This window comes from Mesorhizobium sp. NPDC059025 (assembly GCF_042739655.1).
Taxonomy (GTDB): domain Bacteria; phylum Pseudomonadota; class Alphaproteobacteria; order Rhizobiales; family Rhizobiaceae; genus Mesorhizobium.
Genome location: NZ_JBHYIM010000007.1, coordinates 349,213 through 371,432 on the forward strand (window position 1 = coordinate 349,213; position 22,220 = coordinate 371,432).

General features: G+C 56.8%; 18 protein-coding genes and 2 pseudogenes. 7 read left to right on the forward strand and 13 right to left on the reverse strand.

Annotated elements, in window-relative coordinates; genetic code table 11:
• Positions 1-467 precede the first annotated feature (467 nt).
• A complete protein-coding gene (locus tag ACFWYE_RS19235) occupies positions 468-1,784 on the reverse strand; it encodes an alpha-glucosidase/alpha-galactosidase (RefSeq protein ID WP_379113557.1) in 1,317 nt (438 codons plus the stop codon).
• A gap of 125 nt (positions 1,785-1,909) precedes the next feature.
• Here ACFWYE_RS19235 and ACFWYE_RS19240 point away from each other — a divergent pair, with 125 nt between their 5' ends.
• Positions 1,910-2,803, forward strand: coding sequence for a helix-turn-helix domain-containing protein (locus ACFWYE_RS19240; RefSeq protein WP_379113613.1), 894 nt, complete (start codon positions 1,910-1,912; stop codon positions 2,801-2,803).
• Positions 2,804-2,806: 3 nt separating this feature from the next.
• Here ACFWYE_RS19240 and ACFWYE_RS19245 read toward each other — a convergent pair whose 3' ends face one another.
• Complete coding sequence (locus tag ACFWYE_RS19245; protein WP_379113558.1) at positions 2,807-2,944, reverse strand: hypothetical protein; 138 nt, start codon at positions 2,942-2,944, stop codon at positions 2,807-2,809.
• Between the two features lie 965 nt (positions 2,945-3,909).
• Entirely contained in the window at positions 3,910-4,749 is an 840-nt protein-coding gene (locus tag ACFWYE_RS19250; RefSeq protein WP_379113559.1) for a LytTR family DNA-binding domain-containing protein, read from the reverse strand.
• 38 nt (positions 4,750-4,787) lie between these two features.
• Here ACFWYE_RS19250 and ACFWYE_RS19255 point away from each other — a divergent pair, with 38 nt between their 5' ends.
• From ACFWYE_RS19255 to ACFWYE_RS19270, 4 genes and pseudogenes are all read left to right on the forward strand, one after another.
• On the forward strand, positions 4,788-5,876 hold the full coding sequence (locus ACFWYE_RS19255) for an alpha/beta hydrolase family protein (protein WP_379113560.1): 1,089 nt from the start codon (positions 4,788-4,790) through the stop codon (positions 5,874-5,876).
• A 104-nt stretch (positions 5,877-5,980) separates the two neighbouring features.
• Positions 5,981-7,076, forward strand: a pseudogene (locus tag ACFWYE_RS19260) (transposase); the annotation flags it as partial.
• Positions 7,077-7,429: 353 nt separating this feature from the next.
• Positions 7,430-9,205 (forward strand): DUF3857 domain-containing transglutaminase family protein, encoded by a 1,776-nt coding sequence (locus ACFWYE_RS19265; RefSeq protein ID WP_379113562.1) that lies wholly within the window; start codon positions 7,430-7,432, stop codon positions 9,203-9,205.
• A 527-nt stretch (positions 9,206-9,732) separates the two neighbouring features.
• Positions 9,733-10,404 (forward strand): hypothetical protein, encoded by a 672-nt coding sequence (locus tag ACFWYE_RS19270; protein WP_379113564.1) that lies wholly within the window; start codon positions 9,733-9,735, stop codon positions 10,402-10,404.
• Positions 10,405-10,430: 26 nt separating this feature from the next.
• Here the strand turns inward: ACFWYE_RS19270 and ACFWYE_RS19275 are convergent, their stop codons facing one another.
• Both ACFWYE_RS19275 and ACFWYE_RS19280 read right to left on the reverse strand, forming a co-directional pair.
• Entirely contained in the window at positions 10,431-11,402 is a 972-nt protein-coding gene (locus ACFWYE_RS19275) for a glycosyltransferase (protein ID WP_379113566.1), read from the reverse strand.
• A 29-nt stretch (positions 11,403-11,431) separates the two neighbouring features.
• Positions 11,432-12,133, reverse strand: a complete 702-nt coding sequence (locus ACFWYE_RS19280) for a polysaccharide deacetylase family protein (protein WP_379113615.1) — start codon at positions 12,131-12,133, stop codon at positions 11,432-11,434.
• Positions 12,134-12,475: 342 nt separating this feature from the next.
• On the opposite strand from ACFWYE_RS19280, the gene ACFWYE_RS19285 reads away from it, so the two are divergent.
• On the forward strand, positions 12,476-13,561 hold the full coding sequence (locus ACFWYE_RS19285) for an ATP-binding protein (RefSeq protein WP_379113568.1): 1,086 nt from the start codon (positions 12,476-12,478) through the stop codon (positions 13,559-13,561).
• Between the two features lie 81 nt (positions 13,562-13,642).
• Here ACFWYE_RS19285 and ACFWYE_RS19290 read toward each other — a convergent pair whose 3' ends face one another.
• The 8 genes and pseudogenes from ACFWYE_RS19290 to ACFWYE_RS19325 form a co-directional block, all read right to left on the reverse strand.
• On the reverse strand, positions 13,643-14,332 hold the full coding sequence (locus ACFWYE_RS19290) for a response regulator (RefSeq protein ID WP_379113570.1): 690 nt from the start codon (positions 14,330-14,332) through the stop codon (positions 13,643-13,645).
• A 569-nt stretch (positions 14,333-14,901) separates the two neighbouring features.
• A pseudogene (locus ACFWYE_RS19295) lies at positions 14,902-15,132 on the reverse strand (DNA-directed RNA polymerase subunit omega); the annotation flags it as partial.
• Between the two features lie 215 nt (positions 15,133-15,347).
• Positions 15,348-16,271 carry an SMP-30/gluconolactonase/LRE family protein gene (locus tag ACFWYE_RS19300; RefSeq protein ID WP_379113571.1) on the reverse strand — a complete coding sequence of 308 codons (924 nt, stop codon included), beginning with the start codon at positions 16,269-16,271 and terminating at the stop codon, positions 15,348-15,350.
• Positions 16,265-17,416 carry a mandelate racemase/muconate lactonizing enzyme family protein gene (locus tag ACFWYE_RS19305; RefSeq protein WP_379113573.1) on the reverse strand — a complete coding sequence of 384 codons (1,152 nt, stop codon included), beginning with the start codon at positions 17,414-17,416 and terminating at the stop codon, positions 16,265-16,267. The genes ACFWYE_RS19300 and ACFWYE_RS19305 overlap by 7 nt, the downstream gene beginning before the upstream one ends.
• A 52-nt stretch (positions 17,417-17,468) precedes the next feature.
• Positions 17,469-18,227: an SDR family NAD(P)-dependent oxidoreductase gene (locus ACFWYE_RS19310; RefSeq protein WP_379113575.1), complete on the reverse strand. Its 759-nt coding sequence runs from the start codon at positions 18,225-18,227 to the stop codon at positions 17,469-17,471.
• A 25-nt stretch (positions 18,228-18,252) separates the two neighbouring features.
• A complete protein-coding gene (locus ACFWYE_RS19315; protein WP_379113577.1) occupies positions 18,253-19,107 on the reverse strand; it encodes a carbohydrate ABC transporter permease in 855 nt (284 codons plus the stop codon).
• Positions 19,104-19,973: a carbohydrate ABC transporter permease gene (locus tag ACFWYE_RS19320; protein WP_379113578.1), complete on the reverse strand. Its 870-nt coding sequence runs from the start codon at positions 19,971-19,973 to the stop codon at positions 19,104-19,106. The genes ACFWYE_RS19315 and ACFWYE_RS19320 overlap by 4 nt, the downstream gene beginning before the upstream one ends.
• A 93-nt stretch (positions 19,974-20,066) precedes the next feature.
• On the reverse strand, positions 20,067-21,308 hold the full coding sequence (locus ACFWYE_RS19325; RefSeq protein WP_379113579.1) for an ABC transporter substrate-binding protein: 1,242 nt from the start codon (positions 21,306-21,308) through the stop codon (positions 20,067-20,069).
• Between the two features lie 220 nt (positions 21,309-21,528).
• Between ACFWYE_RS19325 and ACFWYE_RS19330 the strand changes: the two genes are divergently transcribed.
• Positions 21,529-22,218, forward strand: a complete 690-nt coding sequence (locus ACFWYE_RS19330; RefSeq protein ID WP_379113581.1) for a GntR family transcriptional regulator — start codon at positions 21,529-21,531, stop codon at positions 22,216-22,218.
• Positions 22,219-22,220 lie beyond the last annotated feature (2 nt).

Below are 22,220 nucleotides of genomic sequence, written 5' to 3' on the forward strand. Positions count from 1 at the left end.
GACGCCCCAGTCGGTCGGAGGGGTATAGACCTCATCAAGATGATCGGTCGGTGACAGTTTTGTCGAAGCCGGGTGGAGGGACACGCGGCGTCGATATAGGTGGCCGCCAGTGCAGCGGAGCTTGTGATCCTGGTGCTCTGTCGATCTCTGCGACCTGGATCAAGTCCAATGGATCAACGCACACATCCGGGCGTGTCATCAGTCCGAGCGCACGCTCCAACGAACAATGATCTTGCGCGCGAAGCTCCGTTTCCGATCACGCGGAGCGACATCTCGTTTTCCCGCGTCTGAACCAGACGGCTCCTTTATGGCCCCATGGACGTAAGAAAAGCGTCGCAAAGCCTGGCTTTTCGAGATGGAGCTCATGACGCGGACAGCCGTGCCCCGATTACAGTGCTCTGACGGGCTTCAACCAAATCGGCCGATGGAACTGGTGGACCCAGTGATAGAAGCCCGCGTGGGCCGCGCTACTGATAGCTGGGCAGGAGACTGCCATGCGCTTCGATCAAATCATCAACAAGTCGCCAGATCTGATCGGGCGATAGTTCCGCTGACGTGTGAGGATCGAGTAACGCGGCCTGGTAGATGCGCTCACGCTTCCCCGTCAGTGCTGCTTCCACCGTCAGTTCCTGAACCGAGATGCTCATGCGCATTGTGGCCGCGAGTTGAGTAGGTATTCGACCTACGCGGACAGGCTGAATGCCATTGTGATCGACATGGCAGGGAACCTCCACGACACAGGCAGCAGGCAAGTTTTCTATCAGCCCACCGTTTGGAACGTTGCCATAGATCAGCGCAGGACGCCCGGTCACCATAGCGTGGATAATACCGGCGGCATATTCATTGCTACGACACACGTCGATGGGCTTACCACCCTCAAGATTTTCCTTCAGTTCCTGCCATTGCGCGATCTGTGCCTCACATCGCCGAATGTATTCGTCCAGCGGAATATTGAGGCTCTCGACAAGATCGTTTCTGCCACCCTTGATGTACCAGGATGTATATTCCGAGAAATGCTCGCTCGACTCGGTAACAAAATGGCCCAGCCGCTTGAGAACATCGAAACGCACCCTGTCATCATGCGGCACCAGCCCTTCCTGTGCCAGCGCCTTTAGCCGCGGATAGAGATCTTCCAGACGTCCATCGACGTGCCGCTTTTCGTATTTAAGGAAGAAGGCAACGTGATTGATACCGGCCGACACGTAGTTGATGTCGGCGACGTTTTCTCCAAGGCAAGCGGCTAGATGGGCCGCCGTGTGTTGAACGCTGTGGCACAGACCTACGGTTTTGATATCCGGCGAAATTGACTTGATCGCCCAGCAGTTGATCGCCATCGGGTTGACGTATTGCATTAGCAGGGCGCCCGGGCACAGATCCTCAATGTCGCGACAGATTTCCGCCAGCACGGGGATCGTGCGCAGCCCGCGAAAGATACCGCCTATACCCAGAGTGTCGGCAATGGTCTGACGCAATCCATAACGCTTCGGGATTTCGAAATCGGTGACGGTGGCGGGTCTGTAGCCGCCGACCTGCATCATCAAGATGACGAAATCAGCCCCTGTGAGCGCCTCGCGCCTGTCCAGCGTGGCCAGCACCCGGACCGTATCCAGTCCCAGAAACTGGCATATGCGTCGCGTGACGATCTCCGATGTCCTGAGCCGCTCGGGATCAATGTCGAACAGGCTGACAACGCAATCGGTCACGTCCGGTTCAGACAGGATATCTCCCAGGATGTTCTGGGCGAAGACTGTACTGCCCGCACCGATGAGGCAAATTTTCGTCATTCCACACTTCAGCTGCAAAATTCGTTGTCGGCTTGGGAGTTGAGATTATCCTTTCAAACTGGAGTTTCCTCCTGCTATTGACCACAGAACTCCTGAATCCGCGCAAAAATGGGACTGGATATGCGATGCTACCCAATCGCAGTTCACGGCACGAGAAAGCCTTTAGCGTGTCCGGCGACACGTTTCTGATCGAGCGCCACATCGCCAACACGATGAGCACTGCGCACTGGCACGATCACATTGAGCTGAACCTCCTGCTGGAAGGCAGGATGACTTACCTGTTCAATGGTCGGCAGGAGCAAGTCGAAGCTGGAAAACTGGCGCTATTTTGGGCGGCGATCCCGCACCGGACAATCGATGTCACGCAAAATACACCGCTGGTCTGCGTCTACCTGCCGCTCGTGGATTTTCTGAGCTTGCCCATTGATCGCGGCGTCAGGCAGGATGTCATGCAAGGCAGGTTGCTCACCGACCCGAGACCACGCTCCATTGATGCCGCACTGGCGTCACATTGGGCGCAGGATTGGCAAAGGGCCAATGTTACACGCCGCCGGCTCATAGCCGATGAGGTGCGGTTACGCGTCAGACGCCTCATTCTCGATACTTTGGAGACACCGGAAATCGAACATCACGCGATGATTACAGCCGTCAATCGCGGAGCTGTACGGCGTGCGGAAGCTCTGACCGAACTCATCAGCACTCACCATTCCAAATCTCTGCAATTGGCCGAGCTTTCCCGCCTCTCTGGCATTCATCCCAGCACAGCCAACAGGACGTTTCGTCAGGTTCTGGGCATGTCGGTCAACGAGTATCTGGTGCGCTATCGACTGGCCCAGGCCATGCAGCACCTTGCTGACACCAACGATCCGATCCTGCAAATTGCGTACGGATGCGGCTTTGGCTCAAGCAGTCGCTTCTACGACCTTTTCAAGGAACGCACCGGAATGACGCCCAAGGCGTTTCGCGCCAGAGCCAGCACGTATCCGCCGGGATCCTCCACCGACGCGACACGGAACTAGCTTTCAATCGTCATCATCGTCACCGCCTTCACTATCATCCATCTGTGTGTCTTCGGGGCGAAGTTTCGCCGCCATTGTTTCGTCGCCTGCGAACATGCCGGTCTGCAAGTTGCCGAGCATTAACCCGCCAGCCACCCCCATTGCCGTCTTCGCAGCGCCTGCAAGAAAGCCTCCTCTCGCCCCCTGTGGCGCACCCTGCGGAGGCTGAGAGCCGTGCGCTCTTTCGACACGAGCGGCCATGTGATGATATACGGCTCCTTCTCCAAGGCGATCGCACCCGGTCTTCGCCCTGGCTGGGTGGACGTGGGACGGTGGGGTGGCTGACTGATCGGTATGAAAGAGTCGACCAGCGGCAGTCAGACGACGATCGTCGAGCGTACGCTTGCAGATCTTCTGACCTTGCCGGGTATCGAGTCCGGTTATCGTCAGTTGCGTGCCACGATGGCGGTACGGGTCGATGAGGCGCGCGGTTTGATCGCCGAGCATTTCCCGGACGGAACACGGGTTACCGATCCACAGAGCGGCTTCATACTATGGGGTCGAGCTGCCAGCTGGCATCGATTCACTGGCACTGTTCCACGCATGCCTCGCCGAGGACATCGTCGTAGCCCCCGGTAATATGTTCAGCACGACCAATCATTTTTGCCATTGTGTACGGATCGGACTTGGCGGAGGCGGTATGAGAGCCGGCGCCGCGTCCTGTGGCGCGTGGGCGAACAGGCGAAAGCCATGCTGCTCAAGGTGAACAACTGAACGGCGGCTCCTTTCACCGGGCGAATCCGAGACGACCCCTCTCATGAGACAATCCCTGCTTTTCGCGAGCGCAGAAAAGCGGTTGCCGGGAACTTCAACGAAAGATCGTCCGCAAGATTCGGGCCTTGCAAGGAAAACAGCAGCAACAGACAGTGGAGCCAAATTCACCACGCCTGGTATACGGCAAGCCGTAGCGACAAGCAGAGCCATTTGGCGGGGCCCATCATGTTTGGTTAAAGATTACTCAAATTGCCACGAAAGCCCCCTGCTCCGAACGGGCTTATGAAACCGACTGCCACATATGGCTCTGAAGCTGGAACGTCCCTCTCAAGAACTTCTCGAACAGCACGTGGTCAATAGTTCCCCGTCCAGACCTCGCTTAGCAGCTTTCGGCCCGACCGGCTGACCGGCAGTATCGTATCGTCATCGACGCGAACGCCACACCGGCAGCCTCGCACCGACGCTTTTTCGACGAGCTGGCGCGACACCCAATGCGAGCGATGGACACGCACGCCAGCCTCTTCGCCGAGTGCTGCAATCGCGGCTGCGAGATTCATCAGGATCAAGGTCTCGCCACGATCGGTCCGTACCCGCACGTAGTGGTCCTCGGCGCTCAGGGCGAGGATGGCAGCGTTACGGATCCTGACTGGAAGCTTCGTGCGCAACGTCTGGTCGGAACTCGAACGCTGCTGCGCCTTGCATGTGGCGCCCTGCGTGCGGGATTGCCGGAGCAAGTTCCAGCCGAGGCTTCCAATCACGAGGTTGGACAGCAGCACCTGGGTGGTCAGTTCGGGATAGGTGACGTGTGAAAGCGCCTGAGGCGCCGATAGGCGCAAGGTTTCGAGAACGATCCAGCCGCCAGCCGGAGCCGTGATGGCGCCAATCGTGAGCATCGCCCAAAAAGGCAACGCGCCGCCGAACCAAAATCGCTGAACGATTTCCGAGAGCGCAAAGACGACAGCGTAGACGGCAATGGCTACTCCGACGAAATGCAACAGGCGGAGCGGAAGCGTCATGCTGACATAAGTGCCGAACGCCCCCGTTACGGCGAGCGTCGCTGCGACGACGAGAGGGAGCAAGATGGCGGCTGGTTGACGCCACTGGATGGGCGCAGTCGCCGAGAGGACGCCGGAAATGGTCACTGGCGAATAAGCCCTACCGTTCGCGAAATCGGGCTCGACCTGCTTGTCCACCCTTCCTAGCAGGATAGCGGCTCACGGGAGGTGCATCAATGACATTCACGATTTACAAGCGGCTTCGCTTGGCCGCCTTGCTGTTCTTTGGCACACCGACGGTGATCGGTCTGAGCTCCGCTGCGGCGAGAGCAGCCGAGGCTGGGTGGCAGCCCTACGAAGTCCCGCCTTCCATCACAAACCCCGAGAAGATCGCTGTCGCTCTATACTACCCGACGCAGGAGCCCATGCGGCCAGTCGTGGTGGGATCGTTCACGGTCCACGCGACCTTCATGGCCGTTCCGGAGGCAAAGACAAAAGGCCTCATTGTGATCAGCCATGGGACCGGCGGTTCGGAATTCGGCCAAAGCAACCTGGTCGAGGCCCTCGCGCGGGACGGCTATCTGGTTGCGGCGCTGCGTCACCCGGGCGACAACTACCAAGACAGCTCGCTGTGGCAAAAGCCGCTGGGCACCTACTTCACGGAACGGCCACGCCAGGTCTCGCGCCTCATCGACGCGCTGCTTGCGGATCCTGAATGGAAAGACCGCATCGCGAAGGATGCAAAGGGTCCGCGGATCGGTGCCGCAGGGCACTCGGCAGGCGGCTACACCGCAATTGCCCTGGCAGGAGGGCGGGTCGACCTGTCGCGGTTCGCCGTGCACTGCGCAAAGGACGCCGCGGAAGACCCGATCTCTTGCGGCATGATCCGGGACATTCACCAAATGCAGGCGCCGCTCGCGCTTGAGTCGACCGCCGATCCGCGTGTCCGCGCGATCGTCGCCATGGCGCCCGTCGGCGTCATGTTCACGGAGCAATCCCTGAGGGCCATCACCGTGCCGGCCCTGATCTACGCGGCGGAAAAAGACCGCTGGCTACCGCCGCGCTTTCACGCCGCATGGATCGGGCAGAATGTTCCCGGAGCTCAATATCGTGTGATTGCCAATGCCTGGCACTTCGCCTTCATGAACCCTGCCAGCGCGCCGATCCCGACATTGGATGGCGACATCAGCGCTGACCCGCCCGGCTTTGATCGTATGGAGGTTCTGAAGCAGCTCGGCGAAGAGATCCCGGCATTCTTCGATCGAGCGCTCACGCTGGCACCGAATGCAAACACCAGTGAGGTGGGGAAGGGGATACGAAACTAGGACTTCAAAGGGCCAGGAAAATCAAAAATGGAAATCTGTCACCGTTGGTGGAGCTGAGGGGGGACACCGATCAGGGTGAAACACCCGCACAACAGCAAAGAAAACAGGTTCGACGGTGCTGGACGACAGCCGAGAAGGTGCGCCTCGTCGAAGAGGCTATGCATCCCGGCATGTCGGTTTCCTATATGGCGCGCCGGGCCGGCATTGCGCCCAGCCAGCTCTTTGCCTGGAAGCGCCGTATGCTCGAAGGCGGTGCGACCGCCGTTCAGGCCGATGATGATGTGGTTGGCGCGAGCCGTGCGCTCGAACTCGAGAAACGCGTACGCGATCTGGAGCACGTGCTGGGCAAGAAGACCATGGAGGTTGAGATCCTTAAGGACGCGCTCGATCTTACCGCCTCCAAAAAGCCAGCGTTGCGGCTCGCCTCGTTCGATCAGGACGGTTCGCTGTGCCCGCTCCAACCTCGTCGGGCGGGCGAAGCCCTCTCTCGAGAGCCCGGTGACCCGCAAGCCGTACACCAAGGCTGAAGATGTGGTCGTACTGCCCGTGATCCGCAGGCTGGTCGATTAGCGGCCGACCTATGGCCATTGCCGCATCGCGGCTCTGCTCAACCGCGAGCGGCGCGCCCAGGGCCTGCCGCCCATCGACGCCAAGCGGGCAGGTCAACGCTCTCGTGCTGACGCGCCATACCGCCTATCGTCCGGCCGGAACCCGTGACGGTGCCGTCATTGCCCTGCGCTCCAACATCCGCTGGTGCTCGGACCACCTCGAGCTCAAATGCCGCAACGGTGACATCGTCCACGTGCTGTTCGTCATCGATGCCTGCGACTGCGAGATTATCGCCTGGTCGGCCGTCACCCGTGCCAGTGTCTCGGGCGAGATGGTGCGCGATCTGATGGTCAAGGCCGTCGAACGGCGCTTCGTGGCGCCACGACACCGCATGCCGTCGAATGGCTGTCCGACAACGGTGGTGGCCCAGGGACCGCGCCTAGCCTTCCTCCTGTCCGCGCGCCGCAGAGCGGCGGCATCTCCGGAGCCTTCGTCAAGCCCCTGAAGCGTGACTACGCTCGAGACGTCATCCTGCCCGATGCCGAAACCGTCATGGCTTTGCTGCCGAGATGGATCAACGACCGCAATGAAATCCACCCGCACTCCGGCTTACGCTTCCTCTCGCCACGCGAGTTCAGAGCCAAAGCCGCTGGTGCTCAATGCAACCCGCCGCCTGTCCGGTCAAACAGGGTGCACTCCAGCAAATTATCCACGAGTTCTCCATATAACCTACACACACTGTGCATATGTAAGTATTTTCCGCCGATTGGTATAATTTTAGGATGGGTTGGCGTGGCTCGGCGAGTTATTACTTATCTCCGGTTTAATTGCCATTATTTGTTTCCATGGACTGTCATTCTTTAGGCGCGCCGATAATTGATCTCGAAGGAACGGAAATGATTAGATCCCTCGCCTGCTGCGGTTTCCTAGCCTTTTTACTTTCCATCAGCGGGAGCCCCGTTCGAGCTGAAGGCGCACCTGACGTGACCGTGGAATATGTGTCGATGGCCGATGCCGTCACGGTCGAAGCGGATGGACGGTCCGTGATGGAATGGGAGATGACACGGCGGCTTTTGGATGCCAGCGGCCGGGACGACTTTGCGAAAAAGACCTTCAGCTTCAACGACAAGCTGGCTTCCGTCGATATCCTGGAGGCGGAGACCATCAAGGCTGACGGCCGGCGCATCAAAATTCAGCCCGATCAGATACGGTTGCAGGAAGACCCCGCGGCGGTTGGTTCGCCGGTGTTCAGCACCAGCAAACTGAAAACCATCATCTTTCCCGACATCGAGGTCGGCGACAACATCCGCTATCGGGTGCGCAAGACCATCAGGGTGCCGGACTTCCCAGGTCAGTTCAGTTATGAGGACAACTTTAGTCCGGTGGAGCGCGTTCTGTCGTTCAAACTGGTTGTGAAAGCGCCAGCCTCGCTCAATCTACGTACCGATGTCAAAGGATTTGAGGAAGTCCGTGGCATCGGTCCGAGCGGTGAACAGATTTGGAACTGGACATTCACTCAGCCAGAAACGCGACCCATCGACGATGGAAAGGTCGATATGTTCTTGGCCGAGCCACACGTGGCCATCACCAGCTTCCAAAACTGGAAAGCGATTGCCGCCGCCTACGATGAGCGCGCCAAGGACAAGGTTGTCGTTACGCCGGAAATCCAAGCATTGGCAGACGAATTGACTAAGGGTGTCAGCGACCGGCATGAGCAGACTAGGAGGCTCTACGACTGGGTTCGCGGCAATATACGCTATGTGGCTCTTTACCTAGCCAATGGCGGATATGTTCCGCATGCTGCGGCTGATATCCTGAAGAACCGTTACGGTGACTGCAAGGACCATGTGGTCCTTCTGGAAGCACTCCTGCGCGCAAAAGGCATCGAGAGCAATGGAGCCCTGATTTCATCCGCTGCCGACTTTGATCTCGGCCCGGTGGCGAGCCCAAGCGTTTTCAACCACGTGATTACTTATGTGCCGGAATTCGATCTTTATCTTGATGCGACGCAGCAATATTTGCCGTTCGGCCAACTTGGTTATTGGGTCTCAGGCAAGCCGGTCCTGCATGTCGGCGTAAATGGGAAAGTCGAGCGGACACCTTCGCTGACGGCAGAATCCAATAAGCGCAAGACTTCCATGCAGTTGGAGTTCGCCCTGGACGGCTCAATGCATGGCCAGATCGAGGAAATATCCTCCGGCGCAATCGCGCTTTACCGTCGCAACGTTGTTGCCGGGGTTGATCCCTTGCAACGCAAGGACGCAATCAAAATCCTGTTTCAACAGGCCGGCCTGAACGGCAAGGGCAGTTACGAGGCAGATGACCCAGCTAACAACAATGCTGACTACCGCACCAAGATCGACTTCGAAGCTGATCAGACAGGACTTGATCTGACGCGTCCGGAAGCGATTTCCATCGAGTTGCCGTTCCAGCTTGCCTATGCCATTTCTGACCTGACTAGTTTCGTCAACAATCGGCCGGAGCCTTTGTTCTCGGACGCCTGCGAGGCCTTGGATCTTGGCGATGACTACTCCATTACGCTTCCCAAAGGGGTTGGTGTTCAAGCACTCCCGAAACCAAGGTCCATCTTGGAAGGTCCCATCCGCTATGAGTCGAACTATGCCGTAGAGGGCCAAACAATTCGGGTTCATCGCCAGTACACCATGACGCTCGATCGCGGCTATTGCACACCTCAGGAAATGGCTGATCTCAAGAAAACCGCCACCGTAGTGCGCCGAGATGTCCAATCCAAAATCGTGCTCACGCCAATTTCAAATTGACGATCTAAATTGGACGGTCCTGCCAGAGGGAAAGAAGTAAAAAAGTCCTGCCTTGCCGGCTACCGTTGTTCAGTGGTGCTTCCCGTGATCATCAGAGGTGGGGAGTTTCAAGTGACCATTACCCCGTGGATATTTTGACCGACCCACGGGGCATTGTCGATCGCTGCCGTCTTTACATCCGCATAGTCCGAATGGGTACTAAAAAAGCAGTCAACGAGCCTCGTGTTTGTCGATTGTGCCGTCTGCGTTGAGATCGGAGATTGTTGTTTAAGTTCACCATCGGCTGAGGCACATAACTCAGCGGCGCGCCGACATCGGAGCGGGTTCACTGCCAATCCACCTTCGAATGGACATGCCCACGATATCAGAGGCAGTCTTTGCAACCTGGACTGCGATCGTCGCGGGCGCCGCAGGAACGCAGCTCGCGAAGGATCCAAGGGCTAAAGCTGTTGCTGCGGGCATCGCGGGGTCAGGAACAGTCGGACAAAATAGGTTCTGCCGATAATTGTTCCTTTGGCGAAAGAGACGTGATGATATTCGACATTTTCGGTGTATTAATTGCGTCTCTCTTGGTTTTCCCTATCGCCGGAGCACGTGATGTTTTCCCAATAGTATTTAACGCGGTCTTATGCGTGGCTTTGGGAGTGCTTTTCGGAATGGTTGTCACCGCATGGGTGGGGAGCTACTTTGAATTATATGGCCCCACCCATCTTTTCTCTTTGGCTCTTTCAGAAGAAATCAGTCGCTTCCTGGGGGTTTATCTTCTCTTCAAGACATTCCCCGAAAATCGGGAGAGTTTCTTCAGACGGCTTATCGCATTTGGACTCTGCTTTGGCCTGCTTGAGTACTGCTTCAAGCTATGGACGCTTTACGATGTCAATTATCCATGTGCCCTGGCCGAAATCACATCCGATTGCATCAGAACGCAGGCGTATACCAATTTAGTGCTTGTTAGCAGTGTGTTTCTCCACGTAGTTTTGAGTGCGGGTTATGTGGATTTCTACAAACACTCCACCAAGGGGTGGGCACTGTTTCTTGTTCTTTGCACCGCAAGCATTCACGGATCTTTAAACACTCTTTCGGCCGACACCGCTGGCGGCGCATTTCCCATCCGGCACTTCCCAACATTCCAGATCTTATTCATTTGCTTCTACATCGTGCTGATTGTTCTTATCTGGCGCAGAGAGATATCGCGTTAAGAATTAGCGCCTCCAGTCTCGTCCCATCACGATCCTGCAATGCGCCGGTAGTGGTGCGAAGGATGACCCATACACGCCTGTATGATGCCGGTGATGCCACCCACGCAGCGCGCGCCACGCACGAGCATCATCCCTGGTTTGAAGGGAAGGGTTACAACACAGACAAGCAAGTACGAAACTCTACCCGCAAGCGAACCTGCGAGCCTGGGCACAACCCCCTTTTCGCGTTTTTTTATCTTTGTCCCGAATTTGACAATAGCCTCATCTCGACTGCGCCTGTATTGGTACACCAGACCCAGCCGCTCCGATGGTATCGTTTCGTAGGCGACGGCATGCGGCGTCCAACCCGTCATCGCGCCCAGACTTTTGGCCTCCAACCAGAGTACGCCATCCTCGCCACCCGACAGACCGAGTGCGTTGTCAAAGCGCAGCATTGTCCGTCGAAAAAACGACAGATTGCCCATCCAGCTTCCAGTCCCAATTTGTATTTGATCAGCTCTCTTTCTGTTCCGCAGGCGCGTAGCCTTGGCTTCTCCTTTTTTGTTCAAGCCGTGGATGCCCGACCAGATCAGTTTTTGCCAAAGGGATGCGTCCGGAGCGTGAGGCGCGATACGGACAGGGGAGCCGACGATGTCGAGGTTTGAGGCATCTCTTTCCGCAAGAAGTTGGATCAGCCAGGCCGGATCAACGACCTCATCATCGTCCGCAAATGTCAGCAGGTGGTCACCGGCTTCCAGCGCACAATCCAAGACACGATTACGCGCAAAAGCAATGCCGAGCCGTGGCTCCAGTTCATATTGTATGGACGATTGCGGCAGTCGTTCGCGAAAACTTTCCATGGTTTCCCGCAAAGTGGGCGTGTCATTGTTTTCGACAATGACGAAACGCAGGTGAACACCTCCAGGTATGCGCATGGTTGCGTACGAACTTAGGAGGTTTTCCAGCATCAGCGGGCGGCCGCGGGTAACCGTCCCAATACAAATGCTGCGCTTCACCATCGATCCTGTGGCAACTCGATCGGACATGGTCAGCCGGTGAGCGACTTGCGGAGAACATTCACCCACCCATCCGCGCCATGCACTGCCCTGCGCGGCAGGAGCAGTATGTCGTCCCGAGACCGCGCCCTGCCGCGAAAGGCGGTTGTAGCGCTCGAATAGCCAGCTTCCGCAACCATATCCCTGATTGCCGTGGAAACATCGCCATAAGGATAAGAAAAGCTGCTTACGGCGCTGCCGAGCATGTCCTCCAAATCGGAGCGTGACTCTGCAATTTGACGCCATGCTTCGGCCCTGCCAATTGCGCCAAGGCGCGGATGGTCCAGCGTGTGGGAGCCGACCTCATGTCCGAGGCTATTCCATTCCAGGATTTCCTGTTTGGACATACAGGCCGAATAGGGGACGCCTATCGCAGCATCCCATTTGTTGAATCCACCAATTTGCCGACTGACGAGGTAAGTCGTCGCTGTAAAACCGAGCGTTTCAAGTATCGGAAGCGCATGGGTATGGACGTTTCGGAAGCCGTCATCGAAGGTGATCCCAAATACCCTGCCGGACATGTCACCCTTCAGATATGGCAACAGGTCACGGATCGATAAACCGCCCCACCCCGCGCGTTTCAGCCACGTCATCTGGCGCAGGAAATCGGCAGGTTTCACCGTCAAGGAACGGATCGGGCTGCCGCAATCGACGACCACGTCAACTTGATGGTACGCTAATATTGGTATCGGCATGGTATGTGGCTTGAGTTCGATATCACCAAACGCCACACTGATGCACGGGATTGATGGAGTCTCCGCACAGACAAGATGCAGAGATCGCAAAGTGGGGAATCCGGACCACAGGCATTGCACCGTTGCGATCATCCGCCGGTTCCCATACAAAGATTGATCCGTTCAATCGCCTGGGATTCGCGCACCCTTGCGCAAAGCCTTGAAAGGGCACCAGGGTCATCGTCACTGGGACGGGGTCATGGCCTCAACCGCACCGCACGCTGTTATGGCGGAAATTGAGCAACAGCCTGTAAGGGCTTTCCCACACGCTCACATTGGCGGACATAGATTGACGGAGTTTCCATGAAATCCGCCTCAGGACTCAATCGCCATCTGATGATTTGGATGGCAGCGATCACGGGTATCGCGCTCGCGGCAATGATTGTCGGGATGTTCCTGTTCTACGCTCTGATTGAGCATATCGATCCAGCGTTCTGGTGGAACGATTGGAACTCATATTGGCCACAGCCACTCGAATGGATGGCCTTTGTTTCACTGTGGATGTTGGGTATTGGCGGTGCAATTGTCGCCGCAGCCTACTTCACACGTCGGCTTATTCGTCCTCTCGAAGCCGTTGGCTCGGCTGCACAGCGTATTGCAAGCGGAGATCTGACCGCCCGCGCGGCTCCTCAAGGCGCGATGTTCGACGAAACGCGTCAGCTTGTTGACGATTTTAACGCGATGGCCGACCAGTTGAGGCGAGCAGAGATGGCAATGCGAGACTGGAATCTCGCAATCGCACATGAACTGAGAACGCCGCTGGCGATCTTGCGCGGCCGGCTTCAGGGCATTGTCGACGGCGTCTTCACAGCGGAAACGGTGTCATTTCGTGGACTGGTTGCCCAGGTTGATAGTCTTACCCGCATTGTTGAGGACCTCAATATCTTCACACTCGCGCAAAGCGGCAGGCTTGAACTCCAACTTGAAACCATCGATCTGGCCGAGGAGGTTATCACGGTGGTATCGGTGGTTGCTCCGGAACTCAAGAAAGCCGGCATAGATGTCCTTTTTGATTTGGGTAGCGGCGCGCAAGTCGTGGCCGACAGTGCGCGGATAAGGCAGGCAATTCTTGCTATCCTTGACAATGCGCGAAAATATGCAGCCCCAGGCACTCTCCGCATCGAAGCGCATGCAACGCATGAGCGGGGAATCTTACGTTTCTGCGACGATGGGCCCGGTCTCCCCTGCGGTCGTGAACATTTGGTGTTTGAGCCCTTTTGGCGCGCCGATGAGTGGCGGCTGCACTCAAATGGCGGCAGTGGCCTTGGTTTGGCCGTTGTGCAGGCCATTGCACGCGCGCATGGCGGCGCCACCCTCGCCCGTGCTGCGACGCCTCGAGGTGCAATCTTCGAAATTTGCTTACCGTATACAGAAGCGACTGGCGTCTAGCACGACGAACCATCAAGCCTTTCGCCACTTGGATCCGCCGATGCCTTTCCCCGGCCCCGAAGCTGGTCGATAACTCCAACCCTAATGATCGGCAAGCCTGTAGCCGACCCCACGGACACCACACAGGAGTCCGTGGGCCTCAACAGCTGCAAGTTTACGTCGCAGATTGCTGATATGGCTGTCGACGGTCCGCTCGAGCGCCCTGCCTTCCGGCAAACAAGCATCGATGAGTTCTGAACGCTCGAACACGCGGTTGGGTGAACCCGCCATATAGGCCAGCAATCGAAATTCGGAGCGGGTCAGTGCCAGGACCGTTGCGCCCGCAGGTTTTTCGATGGAGGCAACATGCGCGCCAAGATCCACCGTCAGCGGACCCACACGCAGCGTTTGCTTTGCATAACGACCGCTTGATCGACGCAGAACCGCTCTGGCTCGGGCGACGACCTCCAGAGGATTGAAAGGTTTGATGACATAGTCATCCGCGCCGATCCTCAAAGCCAACAGCTTGTCAAGATCTTGTGCCATCGCAGTTACCATGATCACAGGTGTGTCGCCGCGGCGACGAACGGCAGCCAGTACATCGTACCCGTCCCGACCGGGAAGGGTAACATCGAGAACAATGAGATCGGGCTTCAGACGTTGATGATGAGCCAGAGCTATTGTTCCGTCATTCGCACTGACGGTGCGAAACCCTTCTCTGATGAAATAAGCTTCGAGTATTTCGATGATTTCCGGCTCATCGTCCACAATTAAGATCAGCGCATTGTCCATGACATTCTTCGGAGCTCGAGACACGTCCTTGAGCCGATAAGGAGGAGCTGTCGCCGTCGAGGTCAACCATGGATTAGCAACCTCGACGAGACCTCCGCGCATCCTCCACGGAGGCTCAACTCAAGCAATGAGATTAACCCTGAAAGGGTCAAAATGCCTGTGTGGCGCGCTTCACGCTCATCGGCATTATGATCGCGACCTTCGGCATGTTGTTCACGGTTCTGGTCAAAAAAATTTACCGCACAGCATTCGGCTGCGACACGGTCCGGTCTTGAACGTTACCTGTCCGACGGGTTTCCCGCAGGGAGGATATTTGCTGAGAAGATGGGAACCATCCGATCGAGCAGATCGCCGCGGCGAAAAGGACCCGGAGAAAGATGCCGGATTGAAAACATCATGACCGAGATTGCGGGCAGCGTCCGCAGCTACAAGTGGCTCTCATCGACCAACGCGTCAGTTGAATAACGACCGCAAGCCATTGCGGTCTCTCAATGAGGCGCGGCTTTCAATCGTTGGCAATGTGACTGAGACCACATTTCGCGATTTCCCGACGCCAAAAGCACGAGCGATCATTCGGCGGCAGCTTTTTCGGGGGACACAAGATTTTCGATGCCAGAAAGCAAGTCTTCTTCCGCCAACTGATCAAAGCTTAAATTCGCGGAATTGCCCATGTCGAAGTCGACAGAATCAGACGATGAAGCCGCCGCCTCGGGCTCATCTACTTCTACCTGACTTTGCAACGAATGTATCAACCCCTCCAGCAGATCACCGGGGGAGAGTTTTCTTTCTGCGATCTCTCGCCATACGCTCCTCCAGATATATAAGTATCTATATCCCTCATAAACTTAACCATAGTTAAGACAAAAGGCCGATGAATATACATGGGTATACCAATTTACCCAAACGTCAAAATAGTATACCCCAGTTACATATAAGCACCGGGATGTCGCGGTTCCGTTGATAGATTGTTGGAGTTCTGTGGAGCGACTGGCGGCGACGTCGATGCACCAATGGCTCAGAGCCCTGCACCGCGAGCGTTTATTGGGTAAATGTAGACCGAACTGGTCGCGGTCATCATCAGGATATTCCGCTCAGCGCCGCCAAACGCCAAATTCGCGGCCCGCTCGGGCAGATTGACACGACCAATCAAGGTTCCGTCGGGAAGATAGCAGCGGACCCCCTCTTCTGCAGCCATCCATAGCCGGCCTTCGCTATCGACGCGAAGCCCATCGAATCGTCCACTGGAATCGGCAAGGACCTCGCCCCCCGAAAGAATCCAGTCGGTACCGATGCCAAAACGACGCACATGATCGGGACCGTCCGGCCGTTCCGTGCTGCCAGTATCGATAACATAAAGGGCGGTCTCGTCCGGCGAGAAAGCGAGCCCGTTTGGCATCACGAAATCAGTTGTCATCTGCTGGACAATACCGGTCGCCGGATCGTACCGGTAAACATGACAGCCGTCGACATCCACGCCCACGCTGCGGTTTTGCGCCCGGCCGTAGGTTGGATCCGTAAACCAGATTGCGCCATCCGATGCCACGACAACGTCATTCGGAGAATTAAAGCACCTGCCGTCTATCCGATCGATGAGCGGCGTGATCGTACCGTTCGGCTCAGTTCGCACGAGCCGGTGTAGAGCCTGTTCACAGGTGATCAACCGGCCTTCCCGATCAACAGTGTTGCCGTTGGGACTATTCGCAGGCTGACGAAATACTGACACACGCCCTTTCGCCAGGTCCCAGGCAAGCATCCGATTGCCCGGGATATCCGACCAAACCAGAAGGCCGGATCGGGCGAGCCAGGCTGGCCCCTCGGTCCATTCGCTTCCCGTCCAGATCCGTTCAATGCGCGCATCAGGGGTAACGCAGGAGGCAAAGCGCCGATCGATGATATCGAATGCGGGCCCGGTTAACGGCTCGCGGACTGTTTTTACCAATTCGTCACCGATCCGTCTCTGCGCCGCAAATGGGGCGGCTCCCAGAATTTGAAACTCTCCCTCTCGATCAAATCCTCATTCACCTCGATACCAAGGCCGGGCACATCCGTGACTGGGTAGTGAGCGTTCTCGATCCGCGGCTGCACCGGAAAGATATCATCGCTGTCGGAACCGAGTTGTTCAACCGCTGAACTTCGGGTTTCCAGCCACGCAAAATTCGGCACAGCGGCGGCAAAGTGCACCGTCGCAGCGGTACAGATCGGACCAAGCGGATTGTGAGGCATCATGTCGACATAGTGCGCTTCGCTCCAACCGGCCACCTTCAACGCCTCGGTCAGTCCGCCAACATTGCAGATGTCGATACGGTTGAATTGATGGATATCGCGTTCGATGTAGGGCAGGAACTGCCATTTGCTGGAAAACTCCTCACCGATCGCGAACGGCACGTCGGTGAGTCTGCGAAGGGCTTCGTAGGCCGATGGCGATTCATCGCGGATGGGTTCTTCCAGAAAATCGAGCGTACCGGATGACATTTTCTGGCAAAAGCTTGCCGCCTCAGCGACTGAAAGACGGTGATGAAGGTCGATGCCCAGCACAACGTCATCCCCCAGCGCTTCGCGGGCCTTGACGCACCATCTCGCAGTCGTTGCGATGTGCTCGCGCGGTTCATAAGGCGTGCCGCCTTCGTGCTCCGACGGCGAAAGCCGCAGCGCGGTCCAGCCGGCGTCCATCAGGACCCTTGCCTGCTCGATCATCGCATCGCCCGGCTTGGCCGATGTCGTTGCAAAAGTTGGAATCCTGTCGCGCTGCTTGCCGCCCAAAAGTTGATAGACCGGTACACCAAGGGCCTTGCCCTTGATGTCATGCAAAGCAATGTCGATCGCCGAGATCGCCGCCTGCAGCACGCGGCCACCCTCAAAGTACTGGCTCCGATACATCTCCTGCCAAAGGGCGCCGATCCGCAGCGGATCTCTGCCGATGAGGAATTCCCGATAGTGCTCGATCGCACCGATCACAGCTTTTTCGCGGCCGGAGAGCCCGCTCTCTCCCCATCCGAAGAGACCCTCGTCTGTCTCCACTTTGACAATAAGCTGATTGCGAGGTTCGACCCAGACCGGATAGGGACGAATGGCGGTAATCTTCATGCGTTTTGTTCCTTTCTTGGAACTGGTTGCCGCAGAGCAGCGCTGTGTGTGACTATTCGGGAATGGGATAGAGCAGGGAAGACATCCCGTTATCGGCAACGAGAGTGGCACCGGTGATACCAACCGCCGCGTCCGAAAGCAGGAAGGCGACACATTTGCCGACGTCGACCGGATCGTTGTAGCGCCTCGTGGCATGCCAGCCGGCATAGATGTCAGCCAGCTCGGGGTTGGCCTTGACCTCCAGGGCAATCGCTTCGGTATGCGTAAGGCCGGGACAGACGGCATTGACGCGAATGTTGTAGCGTCCCAGACTCCAGGCCATGGCGCGCGTCATGGCAGCCATCCCCCCTTTGGTGGCCGCATACATTTCAAAACCGGGCACGCTGGCAAATGCGTGGTTTGAGGCGATGTTGAGGATGACGCCACTCCTGCCCTTCTGCATCAAGCGGCCCGCGTGCTGAGCGCATAGCAGCGATCCGCGCAGATTGACGCTCCAGAGCAACTCAATTTTCTCAAGCGGAAAATCGAGGAAATCACCGGTGATCGTTAGGCCGGCATTGTTCACCAGTCCGTCGAGCCTGCCGTACCGGTCATCGACTGACGCAAAGAGCCGGGCAATGCTCTCCGGGTCCGAAACATCGGTTTCGACAAAATCCGTCTCGTAGCCGAGTGCAGCTACCTTTTCGGCCGATGCAGTATTTTTCTCAGCAACGACGATGCGAGCACCAAACACGCCAACCGCCTCGACGATGCCAAGACCAATGCCTGCGCCACCTCCCGTGACGATCACTACGCGCTCAGAAAGCGGCATGGACGACTTCCTTTTTAGCCACGGGTTACCCTTTCACGGCACCGGCCGAGATGCTGTTCACGATCTGACGCTGGAGGACAAAAAACAGAATCAGCATAGGCAGCGATCCCAGAACCGATGCTGGAAACAGCTTGGTTGGATCAATGTTATGTGTGCCCAAAAACCTGAAGACGGCAACGGTGATGGTGAACTTGCTTTCATCGGTGAGCAGCAGAAGCGGGTACACCAGATCGTTCCACACACTCAAAGTAACGAACAGCGCGATCGTGCCGGTAATGGGACGCAGAAGTGGCAGAATGACGTGCCAATATACCTGTATGGCGTTGCAGCCGTCGATGACGGCAGCATCTTCCAACTCTTGCGGAATGGATTTGAGAAAGCTCGTGTAGAAGAACACGCCCAGAGGCAGATTGAGTGCCGTGTAGGCAATGATAACACCGACATAGGTATTCAGCAGATGGAGGTCCCGCAGGAGGATATAGAGCGGCGTAATGCCGATGAAGAGCGGAATGGTCAAACCCAGCGTCAGGAAGAGGTAGATCAGCGTGGAAAGCAGCCCCCGCAGCCGCGCCAGCGGGTAAGCCGCGAGTGAAGAAAGCAGGGACACCAGGAGCGTCGTGCTCACCGTGATCACGATCGTATTGGCGATACTGCGCCAATAGGGCATAGAGGAGAGAACTCCACGGTAGTTGTCGAGCGTTGGTGCAAGCGGCAAGCCAAGCGGGGTATCCATGATATCTTCGGCCGTTCGTAGCGACATCGCGATCATGTAGAAGATCGGCCAAAAGAAAAACGCCGCAACGGCGAGCGCCAGCGCACCCAGATAGACGGACCGCCATCTTGCTCGCCGTCCTGTCGAGATCAAGGACCGCGCGGTCATATCCGGTTTTCCCAGGCTCGAAAGAAGCGGTTCTGGATGAACGCGATCGCCGCGATCAGCACCAACATCACAACCGAAAATGCACTGGCGAAACCGAACCGATATTCATTGAAGAGAGCCTTGAATACCGCCAGTCCGAGCGTCGTGGACGCGCCATCGGGCCCACCATTGGTGAGAATGAGCGGAAGTTCAAAAGTCTTGAGGCTTCCGATGGTGCTCAGCGTTATGTTGACCGTGAAGGCAGGGGCCAAAAGCGGCAATTCAATGTAAAAAAAACGCGACCATGGCCCGGCGCCGTCGAGAGCGGCGGCTTCCTGGATTTCCTTGGGAATGTTGCCGTAGCCTGCGAGGAAGATCGTTGCCGAATAGCCGGCGAACATCCAGATATTGACGGTTGCAACCGAATAAAGAGCAAATTTGGCATCGCCAAGCCAAACCTGTTGCCACCCTTCCAAGGCCAGCATGCCAAGGATTTCGTTCAAGCCACCGCCAAGGGGCGAATAAATGTATTGCCAAACGAAGCCGGCAACCACCAGCGAGATCATTGAAGGGACGAGCATGACAACACGAACGAGGTCACGTACAGCCGGCACCGAAAAAAGCAACGTGGCCACCGCGAGGCCTAGAAGGTTCTGCAAAACGACAACGACAAAGCTGTAAAACAGTGTTTTCCACAGGATCGCCAGATTGCTGGGGTCCATGGCAATCTGCCGGTAGTTCTCAAGTCCGATATAGTTGACGGCCCCCATCCCGGAATAGTCCGTCAGACTGTAGCGGAGCGCGCTGAGCAGGGGATAGATGCTGAAGACCAGATAGACCGCGAGCGCCGGCAGCGTGAACAGAATAAGCTGGGACTTTGCCTGCATGGCACTCTCCTTTGACAACGTCTTGCCAGCAGCGTGACCGCTATGCGGGACGCGTTCCCCTGATGCGTGCGGAAGCGGGTCGGCGGCCGCGTGTCATTTCGGGACGGCAGCAGAGTCCCAGCGTGCGAGAAGCCGATTCGGGTCCTGCTTGACGTCGGCCAGGAAGGCCATCATCGTATCGCGGCCGACATCGAGCAGCGCTTTCCCCCACAAACCCTCGGGGAAGAAAGTACGCTCGTTCCGATAGGCTTCCAGAAAGGGGCCGGCCAGATCGGGCAACGCCACGGAGCCGTTCTTTAGCGGGCTAAGGCCGGCCTCGGCCTTCAAATAAACGCTGAGGTTTTCATCCCTGGCCCAGAACGCCACCCATTTCCTGGCGGCATCGATCTTCTGAGAATGCCTACTGATCGCCCAGGACGTGGTGATGACATAGGGAGCAACCCCCGAATTACCGTCGAGCGCGGGAAACGGTCCGAAACTGAAATTCAGCTTTTTCGCATTCGTCTGGAATGGAATGATATTCCATCCGCCCTGCAGCAGGAACGCAACACGGCCCGCCTGAAATTCGCTCAGCGCCAAGCTCCAAGCGTCAACACCCAGATTGATCTTTGGGTTGAAGCAACCCGCGTCCACCAGAACCTTGATCGCTCCGAAACCGCGGTTGAAGTTGGTATCATCAACGAATTTGCGCTTCCCGTCGACAAAGCTTTGGGCATAGCCAGGGTTTTGTTTGCCTCCGTTCTTCAATGCCAGGGCCGTGGCAAATGTCTGCGGCGCCCAGCCATCCTTGGCAGGCATCAGCATTGGTGAGATCCCAGCCTTCTTGAGCTTGCCGCAGGCTTCCGCCATTAGGGCAACGTTTCGAGGGAAAGACTCCACGCCGGCCTTTTTCATCAAGTCCAGATTCCCGAAAATGCCGAGCAAGCTCAGTTCCGTCGGCAGGGAGTACAATTTCCCATCCACTTTCGTATTGGCCAGATAGTCATCCGAAAGAGTGGAAGTCCAAGGCTGGTCGCTCAATTCCAGCAGTTGACCCGCCCTTCCCCACTGACGAGCCAACACCGGATCGACCATGAGGACATCAGGAGCGTTGCCGCCCTGTATGCGTGCCGGCATCACCGTGTCGGTATCCGCACGGGACAGATAGGTCAGTTTGATCTTGATATCAGGATTCTGTTTCTCGAATTTTGCAATCAGCTCGGGGAAGTTTGCGATTTCCACGCCACCGCCCTTCCAGGAACTCACTTCCAGTTCGATGGGGGCTGCACTGGATGCACCGGCATAGGCAACGGCGAGCATTCCTGCCGCAGTCAAGCTGATGGACCACATGCGCATGGTTGGTTCCCCCTATGGCCGATCGCGAAAGCATGCTTCCAAACACCACAATCATTCCTTTTCGCGTCCGGCAGCATCTTATGACTAGCATCACAACACACGATCGTCAAAAGATAATGTATGATTTTTTGATAATGGAGTGCGATATTTTCGCTTTGTGTGAAATCGCAGCTTCCGGTAAACACGGCCGGTGTTGGATTTCGTAGCGCTGGAGATGTGGATGGCGGCTAACCACCCGCAAGAGGAAGAACGAGAACATTTCGATGACGTACAGGGGGCGAGGACCGTCCACGAGCGCATTCGCGAGGCAATGATCGAGGGCATTCTTGCTCCAGGCTCGCGGCTCAAGGTTCAGGATCTCGCCCGTCGTTTCGAGACGAGTTCGAATCCGATCCGCGAAGCCCTCCAGCGCCTTCAAGGCGAAGGGCTAGTCCTGATCAATCACAATCAGGGAGCTTTCGTAAGGACAATCGATGAGCAGTTCGTGCGCAATATCTACGAATTACTGGCGCTCATTGAACCCTATCTCGTTCGCCGCTTCGTCGAATTCGCCCTTCCCGAGGAGATAGAGAAACTCGCTGAGTTGATCGCCAGATTCGAAGAGCATAATTTCGGCGACACTCAGCTTTATCGCCGCCTGGATACGGAGATACATGGCCTGACCTATCAGCGTCATTACAACAAGCAAGCCATCGATCTATGGAAGCAAAAGCGTATTCTGGTGGGATTGCTGGGCCGGCGCTACGCGATTGGCCAGGCGCGACGCAAGGTGATCTTGCAGGAACATCGAATGCTGCTTGAAGCAGTGCGCCAGCAAGATGTCGAGCAGGCTGCGCGTGTTGTAGAGCAGCATGTCAAGGGATCTGCCGTGCATTTTATCGAATTGCTGCGGGCAGATTTGCCGCGGTAGCC

Excerpts from the sequence above, each read along its gene's own strand:
- ACFWYE_RS19235 (WP_379113557.1), bottom strand. The coding sequence starts at position 1,784 with ATGACGAAAATTTGCCTCATCGGTGCGGGCAGTACAGTCTTCGCCCAG.
- ACFWYE_RS19240 (WP_379113613.1), top strand. The coding sequence starts at position 1,910 with ATGCTACCCAATCGCAGTTCACGGCACGAGAAAGCCTTTAGCGTGTCC.
- ACFWYE_RS19245 (WP_379113558.1), bottom strand. The coding sequence starts at position 2,944 with ATGGGGGTGGCTGGCGGGTTAATGCTCGGCAACTTGCAGACCGGCATG.
- ACFWYE_RS19255 (WP_379113560.1), top strand. The coding sequence starts at position 4,788 with ATGACATTCACGATTTACAAGCGGCTTCGCTTGGCCGCCTTGCTGTTC.
- ACFWYE_RS19265 (WP_379113562.1), top strand. The coding sequence starts at position 7,430 with ATGGCCGATGCCGTCACGGTCGAAGCGGATGGACGGTCCGTGATGGAA.
- ACFWYE_RS19275 (WP_379113566.1), bottom strand. The coding sequence starts at position 11,402 with ATGGTGAAGCGCAGCATTTGTATTGGGACGGTTACCCGCGGCCGCCCG.
- ACFWYE_RS19280 (WP_379113615.1), bottom strand. The coding sequence starts at position 12,133 with ATGCCGATACCAATATTAGCGTACCATCAAGTTGACGTGGTCGTCGAT.
- ACFWYE_RS19285 (WP_379113568.1), top strand. The coding sequence starts at position 12,476 with ATGAAATCCGCCTCAGGACTCAATCGCCATCTGATGATTTGGATGGCA.
- ACFWYE_RS19290 (WP_379113570.1), bottom strand. The coding sequence starts at position 14,332 with ATGGACAATGCGCTGATCTTAATTGTGGACGATGAGCCGGAAATCATC.
- ACFWYE_RS19305 (WP_379113573.1), bottom strand. The coding sequence starts at position 17,416 with ATGAAGATTACCGCCATTCGTCCCTATCCGGTCTGGGTCGAACCTCGC.
- ACFWYE_RS19310 (WP_379113575.1), bottom strand. The coding sequence starts at position 18,227 with ATGCCGCTTTCTGAGCGCGTAGTGATCGTCACGGGAGGTGGCGCAGGC.
- ACFWYE_RS19315 (WP_379113577.1), bottom strand. The coding sequence starts at position 19,107 with ATGACCGCGCGGTCCTTGATCTCGACAGGACGGCGAGCAAGATGGCGG.
- ACFWYE_RS19320 (WP_379113578.1), bottom strand. The coding sequence starts at position 19,973 with ATGCAGGCAAAGTCCCAGCTTATTCTGTTCACGCTGCCGGCGCTCGCG.
- ACFWYE_RS19325 (WP_379113579.1), bottom strand. The coding sequence starts at position 21,308 with ATGCGCATGTGGTCCATCAGCTTGACTGCGGCAGGAATGCTCGCCGTT.
- ACFWYE_RS19330 (WP_379113581.1), top strand. The coding sequence starts at position 21,529 with ATGGCGGCTAACCACCCGCAAGAGGAAGAACGAGAACATTTCGATGAC.